This is a genomic window from Pseudomonas sp. SAS7, assembly GCF_052112345.1.
Lineage (GTDB): Bacteria > Pseudomonadota > Gammaproteobacteria > Pseudomonadales > Pseudomonadaceae > Aquipseudomonas > Aquipseudomonas putida_Q.
The window spans coordinates 216,460-243,331 of the sequence record NZ_JBEGGO010000002.1; the positions used below are offsets into that span (position 1 = coordinate 216,460).

26 protein-coding genes and 1 pseudogene are annotated in these 26,872 nt (G+C 63.4%); 13 read left to right on the forward strand and 14 right to left on the reverse strand.

From position 1 onward, the window contains the following. Positions 1-24 precede the first annotated feature (24 nt). Positions 25-1,566 (forward strand): APC family permease, encoded by a 1,542-nt coding sequence (locus tag ABI582_RS04555; protein ID WP_019471048.1) that lies wholly within the window; start codon positions 25-27, stop codon positions 1,564-1,566. 126 nt (positions 1,567-1,692) lie between these two features. On the opposite strand, the gene gmk is transcribed toward ABI582_RS04555, so the two are convergent. Then, positions 1,693-2,313 carry a guanylate kinase gene (gmk, locus tag ABI582_RS04560; RefSeq protein ID WP_338745629.1) on the reverse strand — a complete coding sequence of 207 codons (621 nt, stop codon included), beginning with the start codon at positions 2,311-2,313 and terminating at the stop codon, positions 1,693-1,695. Positions 2,314-2,326: 13 nt separating this feature from the next. Beyond that, positions 2,327-3,190, reverse strand: coding sequence for a YicC/YloC family endoribonuclease (locus ABI582_RS04565; protein WP_016489820.1), 864 nt, complete (start codon positions 3,188-3,190; stop codon positions 2,327-2,329). 228 nt (positions 3,191-3,418) lie between these two features. On the opposite strand from ABI582_RS04565, the gene rph reads away from it, so the two are divergent. Next, entirely contained in the window at positions 3,419-4,141 is a 723-nt protein-coding gene (gene rph / locus ABI582_RS04570) for a ribonuclease PH (RefSeq protein ID WP_019472532.1), read from the forward strand. Between the two features lie 61 nt (positions 4,142-4,202). Here the strand turns inward: rph and ABI582_RS04575 are convergent, their stop codons facing one another. Next, the gene (locus tag ABI582_RS04575) at positions 4,203-4,982 is read right to left on the reverse strand and encodes an exodeoxyribonuclease III (RefSeq protein WP_003253401.1); all 780 of its coding nucleotides are present in this window, start codon (positions 4,980-4,982) and stop codon (positions 4,203-4,205) included. Between the two features lie 80 nt (positions 4,983-5,062). Between ABI582_RS04575 and pyrE the strand changes: the two genes are divergently transcribed. Beyond that, complete coding sequence (pyrE, locus tag ABI582_RS04580) at positions 5,063-5,704, forward strand: orotate phosphoribosyltransferase (protein WP_003253405.1); 642 nt, start codon at positions 5,063-5,065, stop codon at positions 5,702-5,704. A 180-nt stretch (positions 5,705-5,884) separates the two neighbouring features. Here pyrE and argB read toward each other — a convergent pair whose 3' ends face one another. From argB to coaBC, 4 genes and pseudogenes are all read right to left on the reverse strand, one after another. Further along, complete coding sequence (gene argB / locus ABI582_RS04585) at positions 5,885-6,790, reverse strand: acetylglutamate kinase (RefSeq protein WP_004575216.1); 906 nt, start codon at positions 6,788-6,790, stop codon at positions 5,885-5,887. Between the two features lie 30 nt (positions 6,791-6,820). After that, positions 6,821-8,239 (reverse strand): annotated as a pseudogene (locus tag ABI582_RS04590) (phosphomannomutase/phosphoglucomutase); the annotation flags it as partial. 93 nt (positions 8,240-8,332) lie between these two features. Continuing rightward, a complete protein-coding gene (gene dut / locus ABI582_RS04595; protein ID WP_063422509.1) occupies positions 8,333-8,788 on the reverse strand; it encodes a dUTP diphosphatase in 456 nt (151 codons plus the stop codon). A 5-nt stretch (positions 8,789-8,793) separates the two neighbouring features. Continuing rightward, entirely contained in the window at positions 8,794-10,005 is a 1,212-nt protein-coding gene (coaBC, locus tag ABI582_RS04600) for a bifunctional phosphopantothenoylcysteine decarboxylase/phosphopantothenate--cysteine ligase CoaBC (RefSeq protein ID WP_016489816.1), read from the reverse strand. Between the two features lie 128 nt (positions 10,006-10,133). Here coaBC and radC point away from each other — a divergent pair, with 128 nt between their 5' ends. Continuing rightward, positions 10,134-10,814, forward strand: coding sequence for a RadC family protein (gene radC / locus ABI582_RS04605; RefSeq protein ID WP_442118512.1), 681 nt, complete (start codon positions 10,134-10,136; stop codon positions 10,812-10,814). A gap of 320 nt (positions 10,815-11,134) precedes the next feature. Here radC and ABI582_RS04610 read toward each other — a convergent pair whose 3' ends face one another. Continuing rightward, entirely contained in the window at positions 11,135-12,742 is a 1,608-nt protein-coding gene (locus tag ABI582_RS04610) for an ABC transporter substrate-binding protein (protein WP_028614092.1), read from the reverse strand. 361 nt (positions 12,743-13,103) lie between these two features. Between ABI582_RS04610 and rpmB the strand changes: the two genes are divergently transcribed. Both rpmB and rpmG read left to right on the forward strand, forming a co-directional pair. Beyond that, the gene (gene rpmB / locus ABI582_RS04615) at positions 13,104-13,340 is read left to right on the forward strand and encodes a 50S ribosomal protein L28 (RefSeq protein WP_003253504.1); all 237 of its coding nucleotides are present in this window, start codon (positions 13,104-13,106) and stop codon (positions 13,338-13,340) included. Between the two features lie 11 nt (positions 13,341-13,351). Continuing rightward, positions 13,352-13,507, forward strand: a complete 156-nt coding sequence (rpmG, locus tag ABI582_RS04620) for a 50S ribosomal protein L33 (protein WP_003253507.1) — start codon at positions 13,352-13,354, stop codon at positions 13,505-13,507. A gap of 69 nt (positions 13,508-13,576) precedes the next feature. Here the strand turns inward: rpmG and ABI582_RS04625 are convergent, their stop codons facing one another. Both ABI582_RS04625 and ABI582_RS04630 read right to left on the reverse strand, forming a co-directional pair. Next, positions 13,577-13,900 (reverse strand): hypothetical protein, encoded by a 324-nt coding sequence (locus ABI582_RS04625; RefSeq protein ID WP_442118513.1) that lies wholly within the window; start codon positions 13,898-13,900, stop codon positions 13,577-13,579. Between the two features lie 100 nt (positions 13,901-14,000). Beyond that, positions 14,001-14,360 carry a cupin domain-containing protein gene (locus tag ABI582_RS04630; protein ID WP_016502222.1) on the reverse strand — a complete coding sequence of 120 codons (360 nt, stop codon included), beginning with the start codon at positions 14,358-14,360 and terminating at the stop codon, positions 14,001-14,003. A gap of 196 nt (positions 14,361-14,556) precedes the next feature. Between ABI582_RS04630 and ABI582_RS04635 the strand changes: the two genes are divergently transcribed. Beyond that, the gene (locus tag ABI582_RS04635; protein WP_442118514.1) at positions 14,557-16,050 is read left to right on the forward strand and encodes an aldehyde dehydrogenase; all 1,494 of its coding nucleotides are present in this window, start codon (positions 14,557-14,559) and stop codon (positions 16,048-16,050) included. A 202-nt stretch (positions 16,051-16,252) separates the two neighbouring features. Beyond that, positions 16,253-17,392 (forward strand): MFS transporter, encoded by a 1,140-nt coding sequence (locus tag ABI582_RS04640; RefSeq protein WP_019472523.1) that lies wholly within the window; start codon positions 16,253-16,255, stop codon positions 17,390-17,392. A 122-nt stretch (positions 17,393-17,514) separates the two neighbouring features. On the opposite strand, the gene ABI582_RS04645 is transcribed toward ABI582_RS04640, so the two are convergent. Next, entirely contained in the window at positions 17,515-19,068 is a 1,554-nt protein-coding gene (locus tag ABI582_RS04645) for a phospholipase D family protein (RefSeq protein ID WP_403011668.1), read from the reverse strand. Between the two features lie 59 nt (positions 19,069-19,127). Then, complete coding sequence (locus tag ABI582_RS04650; RefSeq protein WP_258654368.1) at positions 19,128-20,558, reverse strand: aminotransferase-like domain-containing protein; 1,431 nt, start codon at positions 20,556-20,558, stop codon at positions 19,128-19,130. A gap of 178 nt (positions 20,559-20,736) precedes the next feature. Between ABI582_RS04650 and ABI582_RS04655 the strand changes: the two genes are divergently transcribed. Then, positions 20,737-20,967, forward strand: coding sequence for a DUF1127 domain-containing protein (locus tag ABI582_RS04655; RefSeq protein WP_016502218.1), 231 nt, complete (start codon positions 20,737-20,739; stop codon positions 20,965-20,967). A gap of 155 nt (positions 20,968-21,122) precedes the next feature. On the opposite strand, the gene ABI582_RS04660 is transcribed toward ABI582_RS04655, so the two are convergent. Next, positions 21,123-22,415 carry an NAD(P)/FAD-dependent oxidoreductase gene (locus tag ABI582_RS04660; RefSeq protein WP_442118515.1) on the reverse strand — a complete coding sequence of 431 codons (1,293 nt, stop codon included), beginning with the start codon at positions 22,413-22,415 and terminating at the stop codon, positions 21,123-21,125. A gap of 209 nt (positions 22,416-22,624) precedes the next feature. On the opposite strand from ABI582_RS04660, the gene ABI582_RS04665 reads away from it, so the two are divergent. Further along, on the forward strand, positions 22,625-22,978 hold the full coding sequence (locus tag ABI582_RS04665) for a YkgJ family cysteine cluster protein (RefSeq protein WP_016489806.1): 354 nt from the start codon (positions 22,625-22,627) through the stop codon (positions 22,976-22,978). Between the two features lie 2 nt (positions 22,979-22,980). Here the strand turns inward: ABI582_RS04665 and dadR are convergent, their stop codons facing one another. Beyond that, the gene (gene dadR, locus ABI582_RS04670) at positions 22,981-23,469 is read right to left on the reverse strand and encodes a transcriptional regulator DadR (protein WP_003258963.1); all 489 of its coding nucleotides are present in this window, start codon (positions 23,467-23,469) and stop codon (positions 22,981-22,983) included. A 156-nt stretch (positions 23,470-23,625) separates the two neighbouring features. Here dadR and dadA point away from each other — a divergent pair, with 156 nt between their 5' ends. The 3 genes from dadA (at position 23,626) to ABI582_RS04685 (ending at position 26,808) form a co-directional block, all read left to right on the forward strand. Continuing rightward, complete coding sequence (gene dadA, locus ABI582_RS04675) at positions 23,626-24,930, forward strand: D-amino acid dehydrogenase (protein WP_019472517.1); 1,305 nt, start codon at positions 23,626-23,628, stop codon at positions 24,928-24,930. A gap of 146 nt (positions 24,931-25,076) precedes the next feature. Next, complete coding sequence (alr, locus tag ABI582_RS04680; RefSeq protein ID WP_442118516.1) at positions 25,077-26,150, forward strand: alanine racemase; 1,074 nt, start codon at positions 25,077-25,079, stop codon at positions 26,148-26,150. 109 nt (positions 26,151-26,259) lie between these two features. Continuing rightward, entirely contained in the window at positions 26,260-26,808 is a 549-nt protein-coding gene (locus tag ABI582_RS04685; protein WP_016489803.1) for a cupin domain-containing protein, read from the forward strand. The last annotated feature ends 64 nt before the right edge of the window (positions 26,809-26,872 follow it).

Here is a 26,872-nt window from a genome sequence, read left to right on the forward strand (position 1 = left end):
TTCCAAAATTTACGGCAAATACTCATGAGCAATTATACAGAAGCCGGCCGCCCACCCGATGTGGCGGCCGACGCGGGCAACACCCAGCGCGGCAAGGGCCTGGCCAAAGGCCGCCTGGGCCTGCTGGCCAGCGTGGTGCTGGGCATTTCCACCATCGCCCCGGTCTACACCCTGACGGGCGCCCTTGGCCCGACCGTGCGTGAGGTGGGTGCCCACCTGCCCGCCGTGTTCATCGTCGGTTTCCTGCCGATGCTGCTGGTGGCCCTGGGCTACCGGGAACTGAACTCGGCAGAACCGGACAGCGGTACTTCGTTTACCTGGTCGGCGCGTGCCTTCGGCCCGATGATCGGCTGGATCGGCGGTTGGGGGCTGGTGGTCGCCACTACCATCGTGCTGTCGAACCTGGCGGGGGTGGCGGTCGATTTCTTCTACCTGTTCCTTGGCCAGATCACCGGCAAGCATGAGCTGGCAGCGTTGGCCGACAACCTGTTGATCAACATCAGCACCTGTTGCGTGTTCATCGGCCTGGCCGTGTGGATCTGCTGTCGCGGCATCGCCACCACCATGACCGTGCAGTACGGCCTGGTGGCCCTGCAGTTGCTGGTGCTGATCGGCTTTGCCTTCGCCGCCTTCGGCGGCACCACTGCGCCGCCACCGCTGGCGTTCGATTTCGCCTGGTTCAACCCGTTCGGCGTCGAGTCGTTCTCGGCCTTTGCCGCCGGGCTGTCGCTGTCGATCTTCATCTTCTGGGGCTGGGACACGTGCCTGACCGTCAGCGAAGAGTCGGTGGGTAGCGAAGAGGTGCCGGGCAAGGCCGCCACCTGGACCGTGATGTTGATCCTCGGCCTGTACTTGTTCACCGCCATCGCCACCCTGCAGTTTGCCGGTATCAGCGAAACCGGGCTGGGCCTGAACAACCCGCGCATCCAGGAGAACGTCTTCGCCCACCTGGCGGGCCCGGTCATGGGGCCGCTGGCAATCCTGATGTCCATCGCCGTGCTGGCCAGCACCGCGGCGTCGCTGCAGTCCACCTTCGTGGCACCGGCGCGCACCCTGTTGGCCATGGGTTACTACGGTGCGGTGCCGCAGAAGTTCGCCAGCGTCTGCCCGCGCTCGCAAACCCCGCGCTACGCCACCATCTGCGCCGGCCTGGCAGCAGGGCTGTTCTACGTGACCATGCGCACCCTGAGCGAGAACGTGCTGGCGGATACCATCACCGCGTTGGGCATGATGATCTGCTTCTACTATTCGCTGACCGCGTTCGCTTGCGTCTGGTATTTCCGCGCCAGCCTGTTCGACAGCCTGCGCCACTTCATCATGCGCGGCCTGTGCCCGCTGGTAGGTGGGGTGATCTTGTCGGTGATCTTCGCGCGTACCGCCATCGACAGCGCCTCGCCGGACTTCGGCAGTGGCTCGCATGTGGGCGGGTTGGGCCTGGTATTCGTGATTGCCGCGATCATCTCGGTGCTCGGCATCGGGCTGATGATGCTGTCGCGCATGCGGGCGCCGGCTTACTTCCTGGGGGCTACCCTGCGTCAGCAGGCTACCCTGCCTTTGCAGGAATAAAGCTGGGGGGCGCTTTGCGCCCCTTTCGCGGCACAAGGCCGCTCCTACAAAGGCACGGCGTACGCTTTCAAATGTAGGAGCGGCCTTGTGCCGCGAAAGGGCTGCAAAGCAGCCCCGTGCGGTATCTCAGGAGAGCAGTTCTTTCAGCAGCCCGCTGTTTCGCTGTTGCTGTTTCTTCAGCACCAGCCGGTTCGAACGGAACACCGCTTTCAAGTCTTCCAGCGCCGCGTCGAAATCATCATTGATGATCAGGTAGTCATACTCGTCGTAGTGCACCATCTCGCTGACCGCTTCCTTCATGCGCCCGGCGATGATCTCTTCGCTGTCCTGCCCGCGGCCGTCCAGGCGCTGGCGCAGCGCTTCCTGGCTTGGCGGCAGAATGAACACCGACAACGCCTGCGGCATCAGCTTGCGCACCTGCTGGGCGCCTTGCCAGTCGATTTCCAGGATCAGGTCATAGCCCTGGTCCAGGGTCTGCTGCAGCGCACTGCGCGAGGTGCCGTAGAAGTTGCCGAACACTTCGGCATGCTCCAGGAAGTCGCCTTGCTGGATCAGCGCCTTGAACTCCTCGTGGACCACGAAGTGGTAGTTCACCCCGTGTTCCTCGCCCGGGCGCATGGCGCGGGTGGTGTGCGAGACCGAGACGCGGATTTGCTGGTCTTCCTTGGTCAGGGCCGTTACCAGGCTGGTCTTGCCGGCGCCCGAAGGGGCCGAAACGATGTAGAGGGTGCCGCTGCTGTGGTTCATGGTCGGGTTGGCCTTACTCGATGTTCTGTACTTGTTCACGCATCTGTTCGATCAATACCTTCAGGTTGACCGCCGCTTGCGTACTGCGTGGGTCGAAGGCCTTGGAGCCCAGGGTGTTGGCTTCGCGGTTGAGTTCCTGCATCAGGAAGTCCAGGCGTCGGCCGGCGGCGCCGCCACCCTTGAGCACGCGGCGCACTTCGGTGACGTGGGTGCTGAGGCGGTCAAGTTCCTCGGCCACGTCGCTCTTCTGGGCCAGCAGCACCATTTCCTGCTCCAGGCGCTGCGGGTCGAGTTCGGCCTGCATGTCGCCGAAACGGTCGAGAATCTTCTGCCGCTGCGCCGCCAGCATCTGCGGCACCAGGGCGCGCAGGGTGGTGACTTCGCTGGTCATGTTGTCCAGGCGCTCGTTGATCAGCCGGGCCAGTTCCTGGCCTTCGCGCTGGCGCCCGGCCTTGAGTTCGGCTAGTGCTTCGTCGAACAGGGCCATGGCTTCTGCATTCAGCGCCTGCGGGTCACTGGTGTCGGCCACCAGCACACCCGGCCACGACAGCACTTCCAGCGGGTTCAGCGGTGCCGGCTGCTTGATCAGGCCGGCCACTTCCTCGGCGGCAGCGACCAGCTGTGCGGCGCGCTCGCGGTCTACCTTCAACGGCTTGCCGTTGCTGTCTTCATTGAGGCGCAGGGTGCATTCCACCTTGCCCCGCGAAAGGCCCTGGCGCAGGCCTTCACGCACGGCGCCTTCGAGGTCGCGCAGGGCCTCGGGCAGGCGCAGGTGGGGTTCCAGGTAACGGTGGTTGACCGAACGCAGCTCCCAGATCAGGGTGCCTTGGCTGCCGGCGCGCTCGACACGAGCAAAAGCGGTCATGCTGTGCACCATGGGGAGTACCTCGCGTAGATGAATGAACGGTGGGAGCCTCTCGGCTGCAAGGCGCAGGATTGTAGCGCAGTGGCGCCTCGGCGCCCAATCCACCTATGTTACAGAGGGGTGGCCATGGCAGCAGGAAAAGGCGACGGGCTGTGTCGGGCGCGACAATAGGCATGTCTTCCCCGCGCTGCGGGCTCTATAATGCTCGGCAGATTCAAAGTCCCAGTACAGGTATCCCAGATGAAACGTCCAAGTGGTCGCGCCGCCGATCAGCTCCGCTCGATCCGCATCACCCGCAACTACACCAAGCACGCCGAAGGGTCGGTACTGGTCGAGTTCGGTGACACCAAGGTCATCTGCACGGTCAGCGTGGAAAACGGTGTGCCGCGCTTCCTCAAAGGCCAGGGCCAAGGCTGGCTGACTGCCGAATACGGCATGCTGCCACGCGCCACCGGTGAGCGTAACCAGCGCGAAGCCAGCCGTGGCAAGCAGGGTGGCCGCACCCTCGAAATCCAGCGCCTGATTGGCCGTTCGCTGCGCGCCGCGCTGGACATGAGCAAGCTGGGTGACATCACCCTGTATGTCGACTGTGACGTGATCCAGGCTGATGGCGGCACCCGTACCGCGTCCATCACCGGTGCCATGGTCGCCCTGTGCGACGCCTTGGCGGTGATCAAGAAGCGCGGTGGCCTGAAGGGCGGCAACCCGCTCAAGCACATGATTGCTGCCGTGTCGGTAGGCATGTACCAGGGCGAAGCCGTGCTCGACCTGGACTACCCGGAAGACTCCGCTGCCGAAACCGACCTGAACGTGGTGATGACCAGCGCCGGTGGCTTCATCGAAGTGCAGGGTACCGCCGAAGGCGCACCGTTCCAGCCGGAAGACTTCAACGCCATGCTGGCGCTGGCGCAAAAAGGCATGAACGATATCTTCGAGCTGCAGCAGGCCGCTCTGGCTGACTGACTGTTCCTGTAGATACGAAAAAGCCGACATCAATGTCGGCTTTTTCATGTCTGAACAGCAATCAGATGGTCAACGTCCAGTCATAGTCGACGATCAGCGGCGCATGCTGGGAGAAGCGCGGCTGACGCGGCAGGCGGGCGTTGCGCACGAAGCGGCGCAGGCCCGGCGTGAGGATCTGGTAGTCGAACCGGTAGCCCAGGTTGAGCATCTCGGCCTGCTCGTTGTCCGGCCACCAGCTGTACTGGTCGCCTTCACGGCTGACTTCGCGCAGGGCATCGACGTAACCCATCTCGCCGGTGATCGCATCCATCCAGGCGCGTTCCGGCGCCAAGAAGCCCGGCGACTGCTGGCTGTCACGCCAGTTTTTGATGTCGAGCTTCTGCTGCGCCACGTAGAACGAGCCGCAATAGATGTATTCGCGACGTTTGCGACGCTGTTTGTCCAGGTACTTGGCGAAGTCGTCCATCAACTTGAACTTCTGGTTCAAGTCTTCGTCGCCGTTCATGCCCGAAGGCAGCAGCAGGCTGGCAATACTGACTTTGTCGAAATCTGCTTGCAGGTAACGCCCGTAGCGGTCGGCTGTCTCGAAGCCCAGGCCGGTGATGACTGCCTTGGGCTGCATGCGCGAGTAAAGGGCCACACCACCTTGGGCAGGCACCTCCGCGTCGCAGGCATAAAGGAAATAGCCATCGAGCTGGAAAGCTGGGTCATCGAGTTCAAAGGCCGAGGCGCGGGTATCCTGAAGGCAGATGACGTCGGCATTCTGGGCTTGTAGCCAGCTGAGCAAACCACGCTCGGCCGCAGCCTGAATGCCATTAACGTTCACACTGATGATCCGCATAAATGGCCCCAAAAATCTCGTGCGTGTATGATACCCGAGCTCAACCCATTTAGCTAAATCCGTGGTGTCCGGGACTATTCATGCAGCCGTATCAGCGCGACTTTATCCGTTTTGCCATCGATCGCGGGGTACTGCGTTTCGGTGAATTCACCCTGAAATCGGGGCGTACCAGCCCGTATTTCTTCAATGCCGGCCTGTTCAACACCGGTTCTGCATTGGCCGAGCTGGGGCGGTGCTATGCCGCAGCCATCGTCGACAGCAAGATCCCGTTCGACGTGCTGTTCGGCCCGGCCTACAAGGGTATCCCTCTGGCGGCGACCACTGCCGTGGCCCTTGCCGATCAGCATCAGCTCGACGTGCCATGGTGCTTCAACCGCAAGGAAGCCAAGGACCACGGCGAAGGCGGCAGCCTGGTCGGCGCGCCGCTGGCCGGTGATGTGCTGATCATCGACGACGTGATCACCGCCGGTACCGCTATCCGCGAGGTCATGCAGATCATCAACGCCCAGCAGGCCAAGGCCGCCGGCGTGCTGATCGCCCTGAACCGCGAAGAGCGTGGCAATGGCGAACTGTCGGCGATCCAGGAAGTGGAGCGCGACTTCGGTATCCCGGTGGTCAGCATCGTTTCGCTGACCCAGGTGCTGGAATTCCTGGCCGATGACCCACAGCTGAAGCAGCACCTGCCGGCTGTCGAGGCTTACCGGGCGCAGTACGGGATCTGATCCTGGCCTGGCAATGAAAAAGGCGACCCTCACATGAAGGTCGCCTTTTTTGTGTCACCTGTCCCGGCCCTTTCGCGGGTGAACCCGCTCCCACAGGATCTCCACAGCCCTCAAAGGCGGTGCTATCCCCTGTGGGAGCGGGTTTACCCGCGAAGAGGCCGGTGCAGGCTAGCCAATCACTCAGCGTGGTTTGCGGTTGGTAATCAGGGTACCCACGCCGCTGTCGGTGAAGATCTCCAGCAGCACCGCGTTAGGTACGCGGCCATCGATGATGTGCGAGCTGTTCACGCCACCCTGCACCGCATCCAGCGCGCACTTGATCTTCGGCAGCATGCCGCCGTAGATGGTGCCGTCGGCGATCAGTTCGTTGACCTGCTCGGTGGTCAGGCCGGTCAGTACCTGGCCCTGCTTGTCCATCAAGCCGGCGATGTTGGTCAGCAGCATCAGCTTCTCGGCCTTCAGCGCCTCGGCTACCTTGCCCGCCACCAGGTCGGCGTTGATGTTGTACGACTCACCGTTGGCGCCCACGCCGATCGGCGCGATCACCGGGATGAAGTCACCCTTCACCAGCATGTTCAGCAGGTCGGTGTTCACGCTCACCACTTCGCCCACGTGGCCGATGTCGATGATTTCCGGGGTGGTCATCTCAGGCGTCTGGCGGCTGACGGTCAGCTTGCGGGCGCGGATCAGCTCCGCGTCCTTGCCGGTCAGGCCGATGGCGCTGCCGCCGTGGCGGTTGATCAGGTTGACGATGTCCTTGTTGACCTGGCCGCCCAGCACCATCTCCACCACGTCCATGGTCGCCGAGTCGGTGACGCGCATGCCATCGATGAAGTGACTTTCGATCGACAGGCGCTTGAGCAGGTCGCCGATCTGCGGGCCACCACCGTGGACCACCACCGGGTTGATGCCCACAGCCTTCATCAGCACGATGTCACGGGCGAAGCCTGTTTTCAGCTCCTCGCTTTCCATCGCGTTGCCGCCGTACTTGATCACCAGGGTCTTGCCGACAAAGCGGCGGATGTAGGGCAGTGCTTCGGACAAAACCTCGGCTACATGGGAAGCGGCATCGCGATCGAGGGTCATGCAGGGCTCCTGTAAGGAACAGATAGTCGGTCAGAACGGCAGTTGCAGCTCAGGCTCAACCCGCAGCAACTGGGTACGGAATACATCCTTGATACGTTGCAATTCGGCGTCGCTGTCGGCCTCGAAGCGCAGCACCAGCACCGGCGTGGTGTTGGAGGCGCGAACCAGGCCCCAACCGTGGGGGTAGTCGACCCGCACACCGTCGATGGTGGTCAGGCTGGCTTCGCCCCAGTCGGCGTCGCGTTGCAGTGCATCAATGATGCTGAATTTACCTTCGTCGGTCACATCAATATTGATTTCCGGCGTGGAAATATCGTTCGGGAAGGCGGCAAACAGGTTTTCGGCGCTCTGCCCGGCCTTGCTGAGGATCTCCAGCAGGCGCGCAGCGCTGTAGATGCCGTCGTCAAAACCGTACCAGCGTTCCTTGATGAAGATGTGACCGCTCATTTCGCCGGCCAGCAGCGAGCCGGTCTGTTTCATCTTCTTCTTGATCAACGAATGACCGGTCTTCCACATCAGCGCACGGCCGCCGTGCTGTTCGATCAGCGGGGTCAGGCGACGGGTGCATTTGACGTCGAAGATGATCTCGGCGCCCGGGTTGCGTGCCAGCACGTCCTGGGCAAACAGCATCAACAGGCGATCGGGGTAGACGATGCTGCCGGTGTTGGTTACCACGCCGACACGGTCGCCATCACCGTCGAAGGCCAGGCCAATGTCGGCACCGGTTTCCTTGACCTTGGCGATCAGGTCTTCGAGGTTCTCCGGCTTGCCCGGGTCCGGGTGATGGTTGGGGAAGTTGCCGTCGACTTCGCAGAACAGCGGGATCACTTCACAGCCCAGGGCTTCGATCAACTGCGGCGCGACCACGCCGGCGGCGCCGTTGCCGCAGTCCACCACCACTTTGAGTTTTTTGGCCAGTTTCACGTCGCTGACGATCTGCTGGAAATAACGCTCCAGGATTTCGACTTTTTCCACGCGGCCTTCGGCCAGGGTCAGGTCGTTGGTTTTCAGGCGGGTCAGCAGGGCCTGGATCTGTTCGTTGGCCAGGGTGTCACCGGCAATGACGATCTTGAAACCGTTGTAGTCCGCCGGGTTGTGGCTGCCAGTCAGCATCACCCCCGACTTGCCGGCCAGTACATTGGCCGCGTAGTACAGCGCAGGGGTAGGCACCAGGCCGACGTCGCTGACCTGGCAACCGGCATCGACCAGGCCTTTGATCAGCTGTTCGCCCAGCATCGGGCCCGATAGGCGGCCATCGCGACCTACCGAAACCTGCGGTTCGCCCTGGGCCAGGCTCTGCGCACCGATGGCGCGGCCGATCCAGTAGGCGGTATCGGCATGGAGGGTTTTGCCGACCACGCCGCGAATGTCATAGGCGCGGAAGATGCTGTCTGGTAGCGCGGCGGGGACCAAGTGGGCCATGTCGTTCATCTCTGGAAGCTCCAATAGTCAAAGGCTTTCTGGACAGGCGCAAACTGAACGCTTGGACGGTGCTTTCGCCAGAGAGTTCGCCATCCTTGGCCTGAACGGTCATTTGCCGGCTTAGTGGCTGCCGGAGTGACCGAAACCGCCAGCGCCACGCTGGCTTTCATCGAACGCTTCGACGATGTCGAAATGCGCCTGTACCACCGGGACCAGCACCAGCTGGGCGATACGTTCGCCAACCGCGATGGTGAACGGCGTGTTGCCACGGTTCCAGCACGACACCATCAGCTCGCCTTGGTAGTCCGAGTCGATCAGGCCGACCAGGTTGCCCAGCACGATGCCGTGCTTATGGCCCAGGCCCGAGCGCGGCAGGATCATCGCTGCCAGGCCCGGGTCGCCGATGTAGATCGACAGGCCGGTAGGGATCAGCAGGGTCTGGCCTGGCTCGAGGACGGTGTCCTCCTTGAGCAGGGCGCGCAGGTCCAGGCCGGCGGAGCCAGGGGTGGCGTAGGCTGGCAGGGGGAATTCGGTACCCAGGCGTGGGTCGAGGATCTTGGCTTGAAGAGCGTGCATGTAACTTATTGAACCTGATTGAGCCGATCGGCGATGAAGGCGACCAGTTGCCGGGCGATCTTGCCCTTGCTGGTCTGCGCGAAGAGGGTCTGGTGCTGCTGGCGGTCGATCACGGTCAGGGCGTTTTCTTCGCTGTTGAAGCCGATGCTGGGGTTGGCCACATCATTGGCGACGATCAGGTCGAGGTTCTTGTCCTTGAGCTTGCGCGTGGCGTAATCGAGCAGGTGTTCGGTTTCGGCGGCGAAGCCGACGCTGAACGGGCGGTCGCTGCGGCCAGCAATGGTGGCAAGGATATCGGGATTGCGCACCATCTGCAGCAGCATGCCGTCGCCGGTCGTAGGATCTTTCTTCAACTTTTGCGTGGCAACGACTTCCGGGCGGTAGTCCGCAACCGCCGCCGAGGCGATGAACAGGTCGCACGGCATGGCCGCTTCACAGGCCGCGAGCATGTCCCGCGCGCTGACCACGTCAATGCGGCTGACCCGGTCGGGGGTTGGCAGGTGCACAGGGCCGGTGACGAGGGTGACCCGAGCCCCGGCTTCGGCGGCCGCTTCGGCCAGGGCGAAGCCCATCTTGCCGGAGCTATGATTGGTGATGTAGCGCACCGGGTCGATATTTTCCTGGGTCGGGCCGGCGGTGATCAGCACGTGCTTGCCGGTCAGTGCCTGGCGCTTGAAGCTTTCTGCGGCGCACCAGGCCAGATCGGTGGCTTCGAGCATGCGGCCCAGGCCCACGTCGCCACAGGCCTGGCTGCCGGATGCCGGGCCGAACACCTGGATGCCACGGCTCTTGAGCAGCTCGAGGTTGGCCTGGGTAGCCGGGTCGCGCCACATGGCCTGGTTCATGGCCGGGGCCACGGCGACGGTGGCGTCGGTGGCCAGCACCAGGGTGGTCAGCAGGTCGTCGGCCATGCCTTGGGCCATGCGCGCCATGAGGTCGGCCGTGGCCGGGGCGATCAGCACCAGGTCGGCCCACTTGGCCAGTTCGATATGGCCCATGGCCGCTTCGGCGGCGGGGTCGAGCAGGTCCATGTGCACCGGGTGGCCCGACAGCGCCTGCAGGGTCAGCGGGGTGATGAACTCGGCACCACCACGGGTCATGACGACGCGCACCTGCGCGCCGTGCTCCAGGAGACGGCGAATCAGCTCGGCGCTTTTGTAGGCGGCAATGCCGCCACCCACGCCGAGAACGATGCGCTTGCGATACAGCCGCTGCATAGGCTTGCCTTTTTCCAGTGAGAGCGGGCGGCGACGTTTGAAATTGCCTGCGGCAGTACGTCGCATGTACGAGGCGAAATAGATTAACACAGGGTCGAAATGGGCCGCAGCAAGGGCAGGGGGCGGGGATGAATATCAGGGAATGGCCGGCTGAAGAAAGGCCGCGGGAAAAGTTGCTGCAGCGTGGGGCGGCGGTACTCACGGATGCCGAATTGCTTGCCGTGCTGCTGGGGTCTGGTGTGGCCGGGCGCAACGTACTGGACCTTGCGCGGGGGCTGTTGGTGCGTTTTGGCGGGCTGAGGCAGTTTCTGGAGGCCGATCGCGAAGCGGTGCTGCGCGAGCCGGGCATCGGGGCCGTGAAGTATGCGCAGTTACAGGCGCTACTGGAGATCGGCCGGCGTTATCTGGGTGAAAACATCAAGCGCGCAGAGGCTCTGGATGGGCCAGCGGCGGTGCGGCGTTACCTCAAGGCCATGCTGCGGCATGAGGCCAGTGAAGTGTTCGGGTGTCTGTTTCTGGACACCAAGCACCGGCCGTTGGCGTTCGAGATCCTGTTCAGGGGCACGATAGATCGGGCAAGCGTTTATCCGCGCGAAGTGGTGCGGCGGGCTTTGCTGCATAACGCGGCGGCTTTGATCCTGTGTCACAACCATCCTTCGGGGAACAGTGAGCCGAGCCAGGATGACGTGCATTTGACCCTGTCGTTGAAGCGGGGGCTGGGGCTGATCGATGTGCGGGTGCTGGATCACATCATCATCGGTGACGGGGAGCCCTTATCGATGGTTGAGCAGGGGTGGATTGTGGCGTAGGCAGGTCGATGCGGTCAGGGCTAGCACGCGCCTGTCTTGAGGTTTGTGGCGCCTGGGAGATCGAGCGCCGCCCGCGCGGCGCATCGCGAGCTGCGCTCGCTCCTACGTTTGTTTCGGGCCAATTATACCTGTGGGATTTGCGCGCGAACGCCCTGGCGCATGGCGCAATATCGCGTCGTACAAACAAGGCGGTCGCGCGCGCCGGTCACAGGCGTTACTGGCCCGAAACAAACGTAGGAGCGAGCGCAGCTCGCGATGCGCCGCGCGGGCGGCGCTCGATCTCACAGACGCCACAACGCTTAAGGCAGGCGCCCCAAAACTCACTTGGTCACTGACACCTTGCTGAAATCCAGCCGTCCGAACGGGCTCACCTGGTACCCCTCAACCCCTTGGCGCAGCAGGGTAGCCGCCGTCGGATGCGCCAGCGGCACCCACAGTGCCTGCTGCTGGATCAGCGTCTGCGCCTGCTGATACAGCCGGCTGCGCACGCTCTGGTCGTTGGTGGTGCGCCCGGCGCTGATCAGTTGGTCCAGGCGGTTGTCGCAGAAACGGGCAAAGTTGGTCCCCGACTCTACCGCAGCGCAGGAAAACTGCGGGCTGAGGAAGTTGTCCGGGTCGCCGTTGTCGCCCGCCCAGCCCATGAACAGCAGGTCATGCTCACCGGCTTTGGCGCGGCGGATCAGCTCGCCCCATTCGATCACGCGGATCTCTGCCTTGACCCCGATCTTGGCCAGGTCGGCCTGCAGCATCTGCGCGCCAAGGCTGGGGTTGGGGTTAAGCAGGCTGCCCGACGGGCGGGTCCAGATGGTGGTGCTGAAGCCATCGCCCAGGCCCGCCTTGGTCAGCAGCGCCTTGGCTTTCTTCAGGTCCAGCGGGTAACCGGGCAGGTCCTTGGCATAGCTCCAGGTGTTGGGCGGGTAGGGGCCGTTGGCGGCCACCGCGGAGTCTTCGAACACGGCCTTGAGGTAGGCCTGCTTGTCGAATGCCAGGTTGATGGCCTGGCGCACTTCCGGTTTGTCCAGTGGCGGGTGCTGGCTGTTGATGGCGACGAAGGCAGTCATGAATGCCGGGGTCGTGGCCACCTTGAGGTTGCCGTCCTTGCCTGCTTCGGCAATATCCAGCGGCTTGGGCGACAGGGCCACCTGGCACTCGCCACGCTTGAGTTTCTGCAGGCGCACGTTGGCATCGGTGGTGATGGCGAAAATCAGCGGGTCGACCGCGGGCTTGCCGGCAAAGTAGTCAGGGTTGGCGCGGTAACGCACCACGGCGTCTTTCTGGAAGCGCTGGAACACGAACGGCCCGGTGCCGATCGGCTGGTTGTTGAGCTTCTCGGGCGTGCCGGCCTTCAGCAGCTTGTCGGCATATTCGGCGGAGTAGATCGAGGCGAAGCCCATGCTCAGCGTGGCCAGGAATGTGGCGTCCGGGTGGCTGAGGGTAAAGCGCACGGTGTTTGGCGCCGGGGCCTCGATTGCCTTGATCAGGCTGCCCAGTTGCAGCGACTGGGCATGCGGGTAGCCACCCGGTGCGGTCTTGTGCCAGGCATGGGCGGGGTAGAGCATGCGCTGGAAGCTGAACAGCACGTCGTCGGCGTTCAGCTCACGGCCTGGCTTGAAGTAGGGGGTGGTGTGGAATTTCACGCCATCGCGCAGGGTGAAATCATACACCAGGCCGTCGGCCGACACCGTCCAGCTGGCTGCCAGGCTCGGCACCACCTTGCCTTGCGCCGCGTCGAACTCCACCAGGCGGTTCATCAGCACGTCTGCCGTGGCGTTGGTGGTGGTCAGCGAGTTGTACTGCACCACGTCGAAGCCTTCGGGGCTGGCTTCGCTGCACACGCTCAGCGGCGCGGCCTGGGCTACGCCGGCAGCGAACAGAGCGCCGGCGGCGAACAGAGAGTTGAACAATAAGGAAAGGGCGGCAGCACGCATGGTGGCTCCTTGGCTGTCGGTGGCCCATCTGCCAGTGCAGTCTGGAAAAGGCCTACCCTAGTGTGCCTGCCGATAAATGACCACACCCTTTTTTACAAATCTGGCGACGAGCGGTCGACGGCTGACGGGGCCTGCCGCTATGCTGGCCCGGCGCGTTCTGGCTTGCGGCAATGTGTATCTACTGTTGTTGCACGCGAGTCTTTCTGGTATAAAGCAGCGCTCTTTTCTAGGGGCTCGGCCTGTCGCATAAGCGGATCCGGTCGATAAGACCTCCAGAATCACGGCGCCCAGGCGCCAAAGACTGAGAGATTAAGCGGCCAACCCATGCCGGGTTGGGCATGTGGTTTTAGAGGGCTGAGTCATGTCGAGAGTCTGTCAAGTTACTGGTAAGGGTCCAGTAACCGGGAACAACATTTCCCACGCAAACAACAAAACCCGTCGTCGTTTCCTGCCGAACCTGCAGCACCACCGTTTCTGGGTTGAATCCGAGAAGCGTTTCGTGCGTCTGCGCGTTTCCGCCAAGGGCATGCGTATCATCGACAAGCGCGGCATCGACGCCGTTCTGGTTGACATCCGTAAAGCTGGCGCCAAGGTTTAAGGGAGAACATCATGCGTGAATTGATCCGTCTGGTTTCGAGTGCCGGTACCGGCCACTTCTACACCACCGACAAGAACAAGCGCACCACCCCGGACAAAATCGAGATCAAGAAATATGATCCGGTTGTTCGCAAGCACGTGGTGTACAAGGAAGCCAAGATCAAGTAATTGATCGGCGACCTGAAAAAAAACCCGCATCCGAAAGGACGCGGGTTTTTTTATGGCTGACGTTCTGAATTAGCCGAAACTGCAACCCTCAATCACGCCCTGTGCGTTGGTGCGCAGGGTGATGCGGTTAGGATTCAGTTCGCGGGTGGAGAGGTCGCCAGGGCCAATGACGGGGCGCTGAGTGAGGTCCTCAATGTTTACCTTGACCGCCGCGGAGAAGCGGGTGCCGATGATGGATTTCATAAGCTGTAAGATCTGCTCGTCTGTCATCCGCGGTCGCTCCTGCTCGGGTGGCTTGGGCTTGGGCTTGGGTGGTCGTGACACTGCGGCACCGCCAGCGACGCCCAAGCCAATCTTGGTGTTTGCTTTGTCCAGTGATTCATCTTTTAGCATGACAAGTTCCTTAGATCAGGGTTTGCTCAATGTGAGCACGGCCATGCTGAACCTGAACAATGCGTGCATGCGGTAGATAACCACTGCCTCACAGCTCTGATCATTTCTGCTCGAACATCACATAGATCTTGCGGCAAGGCTCCAGCACCTCCCAGGTGCCCTTGAAGCCGGCCGGGATGACAAACCGATCACCGGTACGCAGGGTCTTGGCACCCCCGTCCTGGTCGCGCAGCACCGAAACGCCATGGACGATCTCGCAGTACTCGTGCTCGGTGTAGTTCACCGTCCACTGCCCTACCTCACCTTCCCACACGCCCGCGGCAAACTGCCCGCAAGGGCTGGAGTAATGGTTGTAGACCGCTTGGTCTGGCTCGCCCTTGAGGATTTTTTCCGCCGCCGGGCGGTAGCGTTCGGCCTCGGTGATGACCTGGGCGAAGTCGATGATGCTGTCGATTCTCATGGTGCGGCTCCTGTTGTTGTTTAATAAAATGAACATCAGTAGGCTTTTGAGCCTTTCGTGTCAAATATATTGATAGTTTACAACGGCTGGTTTAGGGTATCGCTTGCCAGTGTGCGCTCGTCGCCCGGCCAGAATTCTGACAACGCCTGTGAGTCCTCAGTGCGGCGTTGCACCTAAACAAGAGGAGGAGTTTCGTATGACTACCCTGACCCGTGCGGACTGGGAACAACGTGCCCAGCAACTGAAGATCGAAGGCCGCGCCTTCATCAACGGCGAATACACCGATGCCGCATCCGGTGAAACCTTCGAGTGCCTGAGCCCGGTCGACGGACGCTTCCTGGCCAAGGTTGCCAGCTGCGACCTGGCCGATGCCAACCGCGCTGTGGAAAACGCCCGCGCCACCTTCAATTCCGGTGTGTGGTCGCAGCTGGCCCCGGCCAAGCGCAAGGCCAAGCTGATCCGCTTCGCCGACCTGCTGCGCAAGAACGTCGAAGAGCTGGCGCTGCTGGAAACCCTGGACATGGGCAAGCCGATTGGCGACTCCTCCAGCATCGACATCCCGGGTGCGGCGCAAGCCATTCACTGGACTGCCGAAGCCATCGACAAGGTTTACGACGAAGTCGCCCCGACCCCGCACGACCAGCTTGGCCTGGTGACGCGCGAAGCCGTGGGTGTGGTCGGTGCCATCGTACCGTGGAATTTCCCGCTGCTGATGGCCTGCTGGAAACTCGGCCCGGCGCTGGCTACCGGTAACTCGGTGGTGCTCAAGCCGTCCGAAAAATCGCCGCTGACCGCCATCCGCATCGCCCAACTGGCGATCGAAGCCGGTATCCCGGCTGGCGTGCTGAACGTGCTGCCAGGCTACGGCCACACCGTGGGCAAGGCCCTGGCCCTGCACATGGACGTCGACACCCTGGTGTTCACCGGTTCCACCAAGATCGCCAAGCAGTTGATGGTGTACGCGGGCGAATCGAACATGAAGCGCATCTGGCTGGAAGCCGGTGGCAAGAGCCCGAACATCGTCTTTGCCGACGCGCCAGACCTGCAAGCTGCCGCCGAGGCCGCTGCCAGCGCCATCGCCTTCAACCAGGGCGAAGTGTGCACTGCAGGCTCGCGCCTGCTGGTCGAGCGTTCGATCAAAGACAAGTTCCTGCCAATGGTGGTCGAAGCCCTGAAAGGCTGGAAGCCAGGCAACCCGCTGGACCCACAGACCACGGTCGGTGCCCTGGTCGATACCCAGCAGATGAACACCGTGCTGTCGTACATCGAAGCTGGCCACAAGGACGGCGCCAAGCTGCTGGCCGGCGGCAAGCGCACCCTGGAAGAGACTGGCGGCACCTATGTCGAGCCGACCATCTTCGACGGCGTGACCAACGCCATGCGCATTGCCCAGGAAGAAATCTTCGGCCCAGTGCTGTCGGTGATCGCCTTCGACACCGCCGAAGAAGCCATCGCCATTGCCAACGACACGCCATACGGCCTGGCGGCTGGCATCTGGACCTCGGACATTTCCAAGGCCCACAAGACCGCCCGTGCTGTGCGCGCTGGCAGCGTCTGGGTCAACCAGTACGACGGCGGCGACATGACCGCACCGTTCGGTGGCTTCAAGCAGTCGGGCAACGGCCGTGACAAGTCGCTGCATGCGCTGGAGAAATACACCGAGCTGAAGGCGACCTGGATCAAGCTGTAATTCCAGGGGGCCGCGTTGCGGCCCAATCGCCGGCAAGCCAGCTCCCACAGGTTCTTCGCAGCCCTCAAGGCCTCCGTTGTACCTGTGGGAGCCCGGCTTGCCGGCGATGGGCTGCACAGCAGCCCCAACAATAGCCGGGTCGGCTTACGCTGACCCGGCTTCGTCGTTTTTGCTGTTCAAGAATTCTGCCTGGGAGGCTGCAATGCGTTGGGGTACCTACTTCGCCGTACTGGCATCGGTGCTCAGTGTCGGGCTGGCGCTTGGCGTGAGCATGCCGCTGGTGTCCCTGCGGCTGGAGGCCTGGGGCTACGGCAGCTTTGCCATCGGTGTGATGGCGGCGATGCCGGCGCTGGGCGTACTGGCGGGTGCCAGCCTGGCCAGCCGCCTGGCAGGCTGGGTTGGCGTACCTTCGGCGATGCGCCTGTGCCTGTGGGGTGGGGCGCTGTCGATCGGCCTGCTGGCCCTGTTGCCTAGCTACCCGCTGTGGCTGCTGCTGCGGCTGATGATCGGCATGTCCCTGACCGTGGTGTTCATCCTCGGCGAAAGCTGGATCAACCAGCTGGTGGTCGAGCAATGGCGTGGCCGCCTGGTGGCGCTGTACGGCAGCAGCTACGCCTTGAGCCAGCTGGCGGGGCCGCTGGTGCTGGGCTTTCTCGGCTCCGATGACGACTTCGGTTTCTGGGCCGCGACGGGCCTGCTGCTGGTCGCGCCGCTGATCCTGCTGGGGCGTGGCGGTGCACCGAGCACGGAAGCCTGCAACGTTACCTTCGGCGACCTGTTCCGTTTCTGCCGGCGTTTGCCGGTGATCGCCTGGGCCATTGCCCTGTTCGCTTCGTTCGAGGCGATGATCCTTACCTTGCTGCCGGTGTATTGCCTGCAGCAGGGCTTCACCACCGAGATCGCCCTGTTCATGGTCAGTACCGTGGTGGTGGGTGATGCAGTGTTGCAATTGCCCATCGGCGCGTTGGCCGACCATATGTCGCGCCGCACCCTGTTCACCGGCTGCGCGGTAAGCCTGCTGGTGTCCAGCCTGGCGATTCCGCTCTTGCTGCATACCCCGGTGATCTGGCCGCTGTGGGTATTGTTCGGGGCCAGTGCAGGAGGGTTGTTCACCTTGTCACTGGTGTTGATTGGCGAGCGCTACCGGGATGATGCGCTGGTGCGGGCCAACGCCCATGTTGCGCAGCTGTGGGGTATTGGTTGCCTGCTCGGGCCGTTGCTGGCGGGGGCGGGGAGCCAGTGGGTCAGCGGGCATGCGCTGCTGTGGCTGATGGCTGCGGGGGCTGCGGGGCTTGTGGTGTTGACCCAGCGGCGTGGGGCTTTCGAGGCTGTTTCCGCCTGAGGGATTTTGGGGCCGCTTTGCGGCCCATCGCGACACAAGGCCGCTCCTACAAGTGATCGGGTATCGCCTGTAGGAGCGGCCTTGTGTCGCGATGGGCTGCAAAGCAGCCCCAAAGATGGCGGCTACAACATCTTCTCCAAGCCAACCGCCTTGCTGATCCAGGCATTGAACCGCCGCCACATCCCACCCGGTTCAGACGTCAGCACGTGCCGCTGGCCATTGTCCTCGGTGGCCCACACCAGCTTGTCACCCATCAGTTTCACCTGATAGCTCAGCGCAGGCGCCATGCCCTGCTGGGCCAGCTCGCGGGTGTATTCGGCCAGCTCCGGGCTGTCTACCAGCACCCCGACCTCGGTGTTCCACAGCACTGAACGCGGGTCGAAGTTGAACGAGCCGATGAAGGTTTTGCGCCGGTCGAACACGATCGCCTTGGTGTGCAGGCTCGAGTCGGAGCTACCACTAAAACTCAACCGCCCCGCGCTGGGGTCGCCTGGCTGGCGGCGAAGCTCAAAAAGCTGTACCCCATGCTCAAGCAAGGCCCTGCGATAGGGCGCATAGCCGCCATGCACTGCCGGCACGTCGGTGGCTTCCAGCGAGTTGGTCAGCAGCTTCACCGAAACGCCAGCGTCGGCGCGGCCGGTCAGGTACAGCAGGCCCGGTTCGCCCGGCACAAAGTAGGCCGATGCCAGGATCAGCTCTCGGTGCACGTTGGCCAGGTCCGGTGCCAGCTGCTGGCTCAACAGCAACTGTGGGTCCGGTTCGTCGTCGGCCAGCACCTTGCTGGGTGCATCCCACAGCACCTGGGCGTGGGCCCAGATCAGCTCGTTGCGCCACACGTCCAGGCGCGGTTGCGACTGGTAGGCCATCAAGCGGTCGTACAGGGCTTTGCGCTGGGTGCGCGCCTCAGCCAGGGACACTTCCAAGCGATGGCGGCTGGCCCGCAGGTCGTTGGCATCCGGCTCACGCCAGAGGAAGTCGGTGATCGGCCGGCTGAGGGCGCTGTTCCAGTACTGGTCGAAGCTGTGCCCCAGCTGCTCGGCCACCGGGCCTATACCCAGCAGGTCGATGTCGGTGAAGTTGAGGTTGGGCTCGGCATCGAAATACTCGTCGCCCAGGTTACGCCCGCCGACAATCGCCATGCTGTTGTCTACCAGGAACAGCTTGTTGTGCATGCGCCGGTGCTGGCGCGACAGGTTGAACAGCCGCCCCACGGCGCGCGTTACGCCGGTGCTGCGGCCCAGGTGCAGCGGGTTGAACACGCGGATCTGGATGTTGGGGTGGGCATCGAGGGTGCCCATGATGGTGTCCAGGCCGTCGCTGGTGGTGTCGTCCAGCAGGATGCGCACACGCACGCCACGGTCGGCGGCACGCAGCAGTTCGTGCACCAGGGCGCGGGTGCTGAGGCCGTCGTGGACGATGTAGTACTGCAGGTCGATGCTGGCCTGGGCGTTGCGGATCAGTTCGGCACGGGCGCGGAACGCTTCATTGCTGTTGGGCAGCAGGCGAAAGCCCGAGCGACCGCCGTACGGCGCGGCCTGGCGCAGCACCGAGCGGCCGAAGGCGGAGTCATTGGCGGGCAGCGCCTGGCTGGTTTCGCGGGGCGCGCTGACGCTGGCGCAGCCGGCAAGGCCGAGCAGCAGCACCAGCAGCAGAGGCAAGGCGTGCTGGAGTCTCAAGGGTGGATCGTCCTGTGCAGCAAGGGCTTTGGGGTTGGACCGTGGCGGGCGGCGCAAAGTTACGCGTCGGCGCTTTCTTCATCCAGTAGACGAAGGGCGGTTTCACCCACCTTGCGCACGGCAGCCTCGATCTGCGGCGTCGGCCGCGCGGCGAAGTTCATGCGCAGGCAGTGGCGAAACTTGCCCGAGGCCGAGAAGATGCTGCCCACCGCAACTTGCACACCTTGCTCCAGTAAAGCCCGGTTCAGGCGCAGCGTATCGAAATGTTCGGGTAGTTCCACCCACAGCATGAAGCCACCCTGGGGTCGGCTGACCCGGGTGCCCGGCGGGAAGTAGCGGGTTACCCATTCGCTCATCAGGTCTCGGCCACGCTGGTACTGGCTGCGCATGCGCCGCACGTGGGGCTGGTAGTGGCCGCCGGCAATGAAGTCGGCGATGGCCAGCTGCGGCTGGCTGGCGCTGCTGCCGGTGCTGATGTACTTCATGTGCAGCACCCGCTCCAGGTACCGCCCGGGCGCCACCCAGCCCACCCGCAGGCCGGGGGCGAGGGTTTTGGAAAACGAGCTGCAGAACAACACGCGGCCATCGTCGTCGAACGACTTGAGCGTACGCGGGCGCGGGTAGGTGTAGGCCAGGTCGCCGTACACATCGTCCTCCAGAATCGCCACGTCGTAGCGCTGGGCGAGGCTCAGCAGGGCCTTTTTGCGGGCCTCGGGCATGATGTAGCCGAGCGGGTTGTTGCAGCTGGGGGTGATCTGGATGAGCTTGATCGGCCACTGTTCCAGGGCCAGTTCCAACGCCTCCAGGCTGATGCCGGTCACCGGGTCGGTGGGGATTTCCAGCGCCTTCATGCCCAGGCCCTTCAGGGTTTGCATGGCGCCGTGGAAGCTGGGCGAGTCGACTGCGACGATGTCGCCTGGCTCGCAGACCGCGCGAATGCTGCACGACAGCGCCTCGTGGCAACCGGTGGTCACTACCAGGTCGGCCGGGCTCAGGCGGCAACCGGAGTCGAGCATCAGCCGCGCCACCTGCTCACGCAGGGCCAGGTTGCCGTGGATGTTGTCGTAATACAGGCCAGGCATGTCCTGGCGCCGGCTCAACTGAGCCAGGCTACGCAGCAGCGGCTTGAGGGTAGGGCTGTTGATGTCGGGCATGCCACGGCCGAGCTGGACTACATCCTGGCGCGGCGTGCTGCGGATCAGCTCCAGCACTTGTTCCCACTGCGAGATATCCACCGGCCGCTGGGCCGGGCGGCTGACGGCGGGCAGGGCTGGCAGGTGGCGGTGGTCGCTGACGAAGTAGCCGGATTTGGGCCTGGGCGAGACCATGCCGCCGTCTTCCAGTATGCGATAGGCCTGCTGCACGGTGCTCAGGCTTACCCCGTGTTCCACACTCAGGGCGCGCACCGAGGGCAAGCGCTGGCCGGGGCGATACAGGCCCTGCTCGATACGGGCACCGAGCAGTTCAGCCAGGTTCAGGTAGAGGGTCACGGCATACTCCTGCGCTGCATTGGCATAGCGACCGGTACAGTTGGGCTGAAAATACAGCATTCAGTCGGCCGACGGCCAATTCTGTATGGGAATAATAAGGCTGTATTGGATCTGTATTGTCGATGGTGCCGACGCGCATCCTTTCTCCACGGTATCAACTGAACGGGAGGGTGCGGTGATGGGTGGCATGAGCGATGTGCGCTTGCAACTGATGGCCAGGGAGCTGGAAGCCGGGCAGCAGGCCAAGGTATTCAACGCGCCGGAAGGGCTTGGGCGTTGGGGGCTGATGCTGCATCGCTGGCACACCCGCAGGGCGCTGTTGCAGCTGACGGATGACGAGTTGCGCGATGTCGGGCTCAGCTGGGAGCAGGCCCGTACCGAAGGGCGTAAACCCTTCTGGAAAGACTGATCAACGTGACGATGCGCGGCCCCTGTAGGAGCGGCCTTGCGTCGCGAAAGGGGTGCGAAGCGCCCCCGATTTTCAGCTTCGCCGCTAATATCGCTGGGGCCGCTAGGCGGCCCTTTCGCGACGCAAGGCCGCTCCTACAACGACCGCGTCAGCTTTCAGATCAGCTCTTTGAGGCGATGCCACAGCATGCCCAGCGCCAGCAGCGGCGAGCGCAGGTGCTTGCCGCCAGGGAAGGTGATATGCGGCACTTTGGCGAACAGGTCGAACCGCCCGCTTGCCTGGCCACTGATGGCCTCGCCCAGCAGGCGCGCGGCCAGGTGGGTGGCGTTGAGCCCATGGCCTGAATAGGCCTGGGCGTGATACACGTTCGGCTGGCTGGCCAGGCGGCCAACCTGCGGCAGGCGGTTGGCGCCAATGCCAATCATGCCGCCCCACTGGTAGTCGATACGCACGTCGGCCAGCTGCGGGAACACCTTGAGCATCTTCGGGCGCATGTAGGCGGCGATGTCCTTCGGGTCGCGGCCTGAATAGTGGCAGGCACCGCCGAACAGCAGGCGGTGGTCGGCGGACAGCCGGTAGTAATCCAGCGCCACGCGCTGGTCACACACCGCCATGTTCTGCGGCAGCAACGCGCGGGCGCGTTCTTCGCCCAGCGGCTCGGTGGCGATGATGTAGCTGCCGGCCGGCAGCACCTTGCCGCCCAGCTCGCGGTTGAGGCCGTTGAGGTAGGCGTTGCAGCACAGCACCAAGGTCTTGGCGCGTACCCGGCCCTGGGCGGTATGCACCTGCACTTCGGGGCCATAGTCGATGCGGGTAACCTCGGACTGCTCGAACAGCTTCACGCCCAGGCGGCTGGCCACGGCCGCTTCACCCAAGGCCAGGTTGAGCGGGTGCAGGTGGCCGGAGCCCATGTCGACCAGCCCGCCCACATAACAGTCGGCGCCGACCACGCTGTGGATATCGTCCTTGCCAACCAGCCGCAGCTCATGCGCGTAGCCCAGGCTGCGCAGTTCTTCGGCGTCTTCGGCAAAGCCCAGCAGCTCGGCGGGCTTGTTGGCCAGGTCGCAGTAGCCCCAGGTCAGGTCGCAGGCGATGGCATGCTTTTCGACCCGCTCGCGGACGATCTGCACGGCCTCCAGGCCCATCAGCTTCATGCTGCGCACGCCTTCCTCGCCTATTACCGGCAGGAACTGTTCCAGGCCGTGGCCGACGCCGCGGATCAACTGCCCGCCATTGCGCCCGCTGGCGCCCCAGCCGAGCTTGCGCGCTTCCAGCAGGATGACCGAGAGGCCGCGTTCGGCCAGCTCGATGGCAGTGTTCAGGCCCGAGTAGCCTCCGCCAATGATGCATACATCGGCGCTGTGCTCGCCTTGCAGGAAGGAGTAGTCAGGGTGTGGCGCGCTGCTGGCGGCGTAATAGGAGGCGGCGTGCTGCGCGCTGTGGATCATGGGCTTGGTCCTGAGGCTGGTGGGCTAGGGGAGGAGGATAAGTCGGGGTGGGGTAGTGGGCAACAAGGCGAGGGCTGCGCCCTCGTTCGCGGGCTCGCCCGCTCCCACAGGCACTCTACAATCTTGAGACCTGCGAGTTACCTGTGGCAGCGGGCAAGCCCGCGAATGGGCTTATAATCCAACTTCAGTCTTCAATTTTGTACCTAGCCATGTCCTGCAACCGCCACAAGATCCACTTCCTGCGCGAACTCATCCCCTCGTTCGAGTGCGAGCCCGGCTGCCACGACTGCTGCGGCCCGGTCACCACGTCGACAGAAGAAATGGCCCGCCTGCCGCGCAAGTCCCAGGCCGAGCAGGAAGCTGCCCTGGAGCGCCTGGACTGCGTGCACCTGGGCCCCAACGGTTGCACGGTGTATGAAGAGCGCCCGATGATCTGCCGCCTGTTTGGCACCACACCACGCATGGCCTGCCCGCGTGGCCGTGGGCCTGAGCCGATGATCGAGCCCGCAGCCGAGCAGCTCGTACACCAGTTCATTGCCACCACCCGCCAGGTGCTGGTCTAGCCTCAGTCCGGGATCGGCAGGCAGAGGCTTTCTTTCACCTCTTCCATCACGATGTAGCTCTTCGATTCGCGCACGTGCGGCAGCTTCAGCAGGATGTCGCCAAGCAGCTTGCGGTACGACGCCATCTCCGAAATGCGCGCCTTCACCAGGTAGTCGAAGTCACCTGACACCAGGTGGCATTCCAGCACGTGGGGCAGTTTCAACACCGCGCGGCGGAACTCTTCGAAGGTGTCGCCCGACTTGTAGTCCAGGCTGATTTCGACGAACACCAGCAGGCTGCCCTTGAGGTGCTGCGGGTTCAGGCGGGCGTTGTAGCCCATGATGATGCCCTCGCGCTCCAGCCGGCGAACCCGCTCGGTGCAAGGGGTGGTGGACAGCCCAACTTTCTCGCCCAGTTCGGTGAAGGAAATACGCCCGTCATTCTGCAGGATCCGCAGGATGTTACGGTCGATCTTGTCCAGTTCACGCTTGCTCTGGTGCTGGGTTCTCATAGGGGATGCCCCTCCGTGAAAGGCGATTTTGCCGAGAATTCTCGCCAATAATAGGCTTTTATATAGTGAATTGCACTGGTCTCAAATTCCTATACTGCGCCCATTCATGCCATATCAATAAAAGTCTGCGGCGTGCCGCGTGTGAGGGATATAACGATGCGAGTTCTGGTACTTGGTAGCGGTGTAATCGGAACCGCCAGTGCCTACTACCTGGCCCGGCAAGGTTTTGAAGTGACGGTGGTCGACCGCCAGCCGGCGGTGGCCATGGAAACCAGTTTTGCCAACGCAGGCCAGATCTCGCCCGGTTATGCCTCGCCCTGGGCCGCCCCAGGCGTGCCGCTGAAGGCCATCAAGTGGCTGCTCGAGCGCCACGCGCCCCTGGCCATCAAGCTCACCGGCGACGTCGACCAGTACCTGTGGATGGCGCAGATGCTGCGCAACTGCACCGCCAGCCGTTACGCAGTGAACAAGGAGCGCATGGTGCGCCTGTCCGAGTACAGCCGCGACTGCCTGGACGAATTGCGCGCCGAAACCGGCATTGCCTACGAAAGCCGCTCCCTGGGTACCACCCAGCTGTTCCGCACCCAGGCCCAGGTGGATGCGGCGGCCAAGGACATTGCCGTGCTCGAGCAGTCTGGCGTGCCTTACGAGCTGCTGGACCGCGAGGGGATTGCCCGCGTCGAGCCGGCCCTGGCTGGCGTGAAGGACATTCTGGCCGGCGCCCTGCGCTTGCCTAACGACCAGACCGGCGACTGCCAGATGTTCACCACCAAGCTCGCCGACATGGCCATCAAGCTGGGTGTGGAATTCCGTTTTGGCCAGGACATCCAACGCCTGGACTTCGCGGGCGACCGCATCAATGGCGTGTGGATCGACGGCAAGCTGGAAACCGCCGACCGCTACGTGTTGGCGCTGGGCAGCTACTCGCCGCAGATGCTCAAGCCGCTGGGTATCAAGGCCCCGGTTTACCCGCTGAAGGGCTACTCGCTGACTGTGCCGATCACCAACGGCGACATGGCCCCGACCTCGACCATCCTCGACGAGACGTACAAGGTCGCGATCACCCGTTTCGACAACCGTATCCGTGTTGGCGGCATGGCTGAAATTGCCGGTTTTGACCTGTCGCTGAACCCGCGCCGACGCGAAACGCTGGAGATGATCGTCAACGACCTTTATCCTCGCGGTGGTGACCTGAGCCAGGCCAGCTTCTGGACCGGCCTACGCCCGGCGACCCCGGACGGCACGCCGATCGTGGGTGCCACGGCGTTCCGCAACCTGTTCCTGAACACCGGTCACGGTACCCTGGGCTGGACCATGGCGTGCGGCTCCGGTCGCCTGCTGGCCGACCTGATTGCGCGCAAGAAACCGCAGATCAGTGCCGAAGGCCTGGACATTTCCCGTTATGGCAACAGCCGGGAAGCGACCAAGCACGGGCAGGGCGCGCCGGTTCACCAGCAGTAAAAGCCTGCACCGGCCCATTCGCGGCTAAAGCCGCTCCCACAGGGATCGCATGGTCTTGGCCATTGTGCGGTCCCTTGTGGGAGCGGCTTTAGCCGCGAAGAACCCAACACCGTTTTCAACCTGTGAACCACCATAAGGCAGCCGCCATGCGTCCCGCCCGCGCCCTGATCGACCTCCAGGCCCTGCGCCACAACTACCGTCTGGCCCGTGAACTGACCGGTGCCAAAGCCCTCGCCGTGATCAAGGCCGATGCCTATGGCCACGGTGCCGTCCGCTGCGCCCTGGCCCTGGAGGCCGAAGCCGACGGCTTTGCCGTGGCCTGCATCGAAGAGGCGCTGGAGTTGCGCGCCGCCGGTATCAAGGCCCCGGTGCTGCTGCTGGAAGGCTTCTTCGAAGCCAGCGAGCTGGCGCTGATTGCCGAGCACGACCTGTGGTGCGTGGTGCACTCGCTGTGGCAGCTGGAAGCCATCGAGAAAACCCAGCTGCACAAGCCACTCACCGTCTGGCTGAAGCTGGACAGCGGCATGCACCGCGTCGGCCTGCACCCCAAGGACTACCACGACGCCTACCAGCGCCTGCTGGCCAGCGGCAAGGTTGTGCGCATCGTGCTGATGAGCCACTTCGCCCGTGCCGACGAACTGGATGCCGACGCCACCGCCCAGCAGATCGCCGTGTTCGAGACCGCCCGCCAGGGCCTGGCCGCCGAGTGCAGCCTGCGCAACTCGCCGGGCGTGCTGGGCTGGCCGCAAGCGCCCGGCGACTGGGTACGCCCAGGCCTGATGCTGTACGGCGCCACGCCGTTCGAAGTGCCCCAGGCCCAGGCCGCACGCCTGCAACCGGTGATGACCCTGCAATCGCGGGTCATCAGCGTGCGCGAGCTGCCTGCCGGCGAGCCGGTGGGCTACGGCGCCAAGTTCGTCAGCCCACGGCCAACCCGTGTTGGCGTGGTCGCCATGGGCTATGCCGATGGCTACCCGCGCCAGGCGCCCAACGGCACCCCGGTGCTGGTCGCCGGCCAGCGCACTCAGCTGATTGGCCGGGTGTCGATGGACATGCTCAACATCGACCTGACCGACGTGCCGCAAGCCACCGTCGGCAGCCCGGTCGAACTGTGGGGCAAGCAGGTGCTGGCCAGCGAAGTGGCCGCACACGCGGGCACTATTCCTTACCAGATCTTCTGCAACCTGAAGCGGGTACCGCGGGACTACATCGGCGAATGACACGCTGAAGCGGACAGGTTGAGGGGCGGTGTGTTGTAAATACTGAACGGCATTGCCATGATATCGTTCACATCCATCCCCCTTTCCACCGTTTCAGGAGGCTCCAGCTTTGGACGTCGGCGAACGACTGCAAGCCATCCGCAAGCTCAAGGGCCTGTCCCAGCGCGAACTCGCCAAGCGTGCCGGTGTGACCAACAGCACCATCTCGATGATCGAGAAGAACAGCGTGAGCCCCTCCATCAGCTCGCTGCGCAAGGTGCTGAGCGGCATTCCCATGTCGATGGTCGAGTTCTTTTCGGTCGAGCTGGAACCTGAAAGCCCCACTCAGATCGTCTACAAGGCCCACGAGCTGATCGATATCTCGGACGGCGCGGTGACCATGAAGCTGGTGGGCAAGTCGCACCCCAACCGTGCCATCGCGTTTCTCACCGAGGTGTACCCGCCTGGCGCCGACACCGGTGCCGAAATGCTCACCCACGACGGCGAAGAAACCGGCATCCTGCTCGAAGGCCGGCTGGAGCTGGTGGTCGGCAACGAGATCTTCATCCTCGAAGAAGGCGACAGCTACTACTTCGAAAGCACGCGCCCCCACCGCTTTCGCAACCCGTTCAACCAGCCTGCGCGCCTGATCAGTGCGGCGACGCCTTCAAATTTTTGATCCAGCGCAGTGCATTGATTCGGCAATACCCCTTTCCCGTGTAGGGTCGTTTCACGGCCTCTGG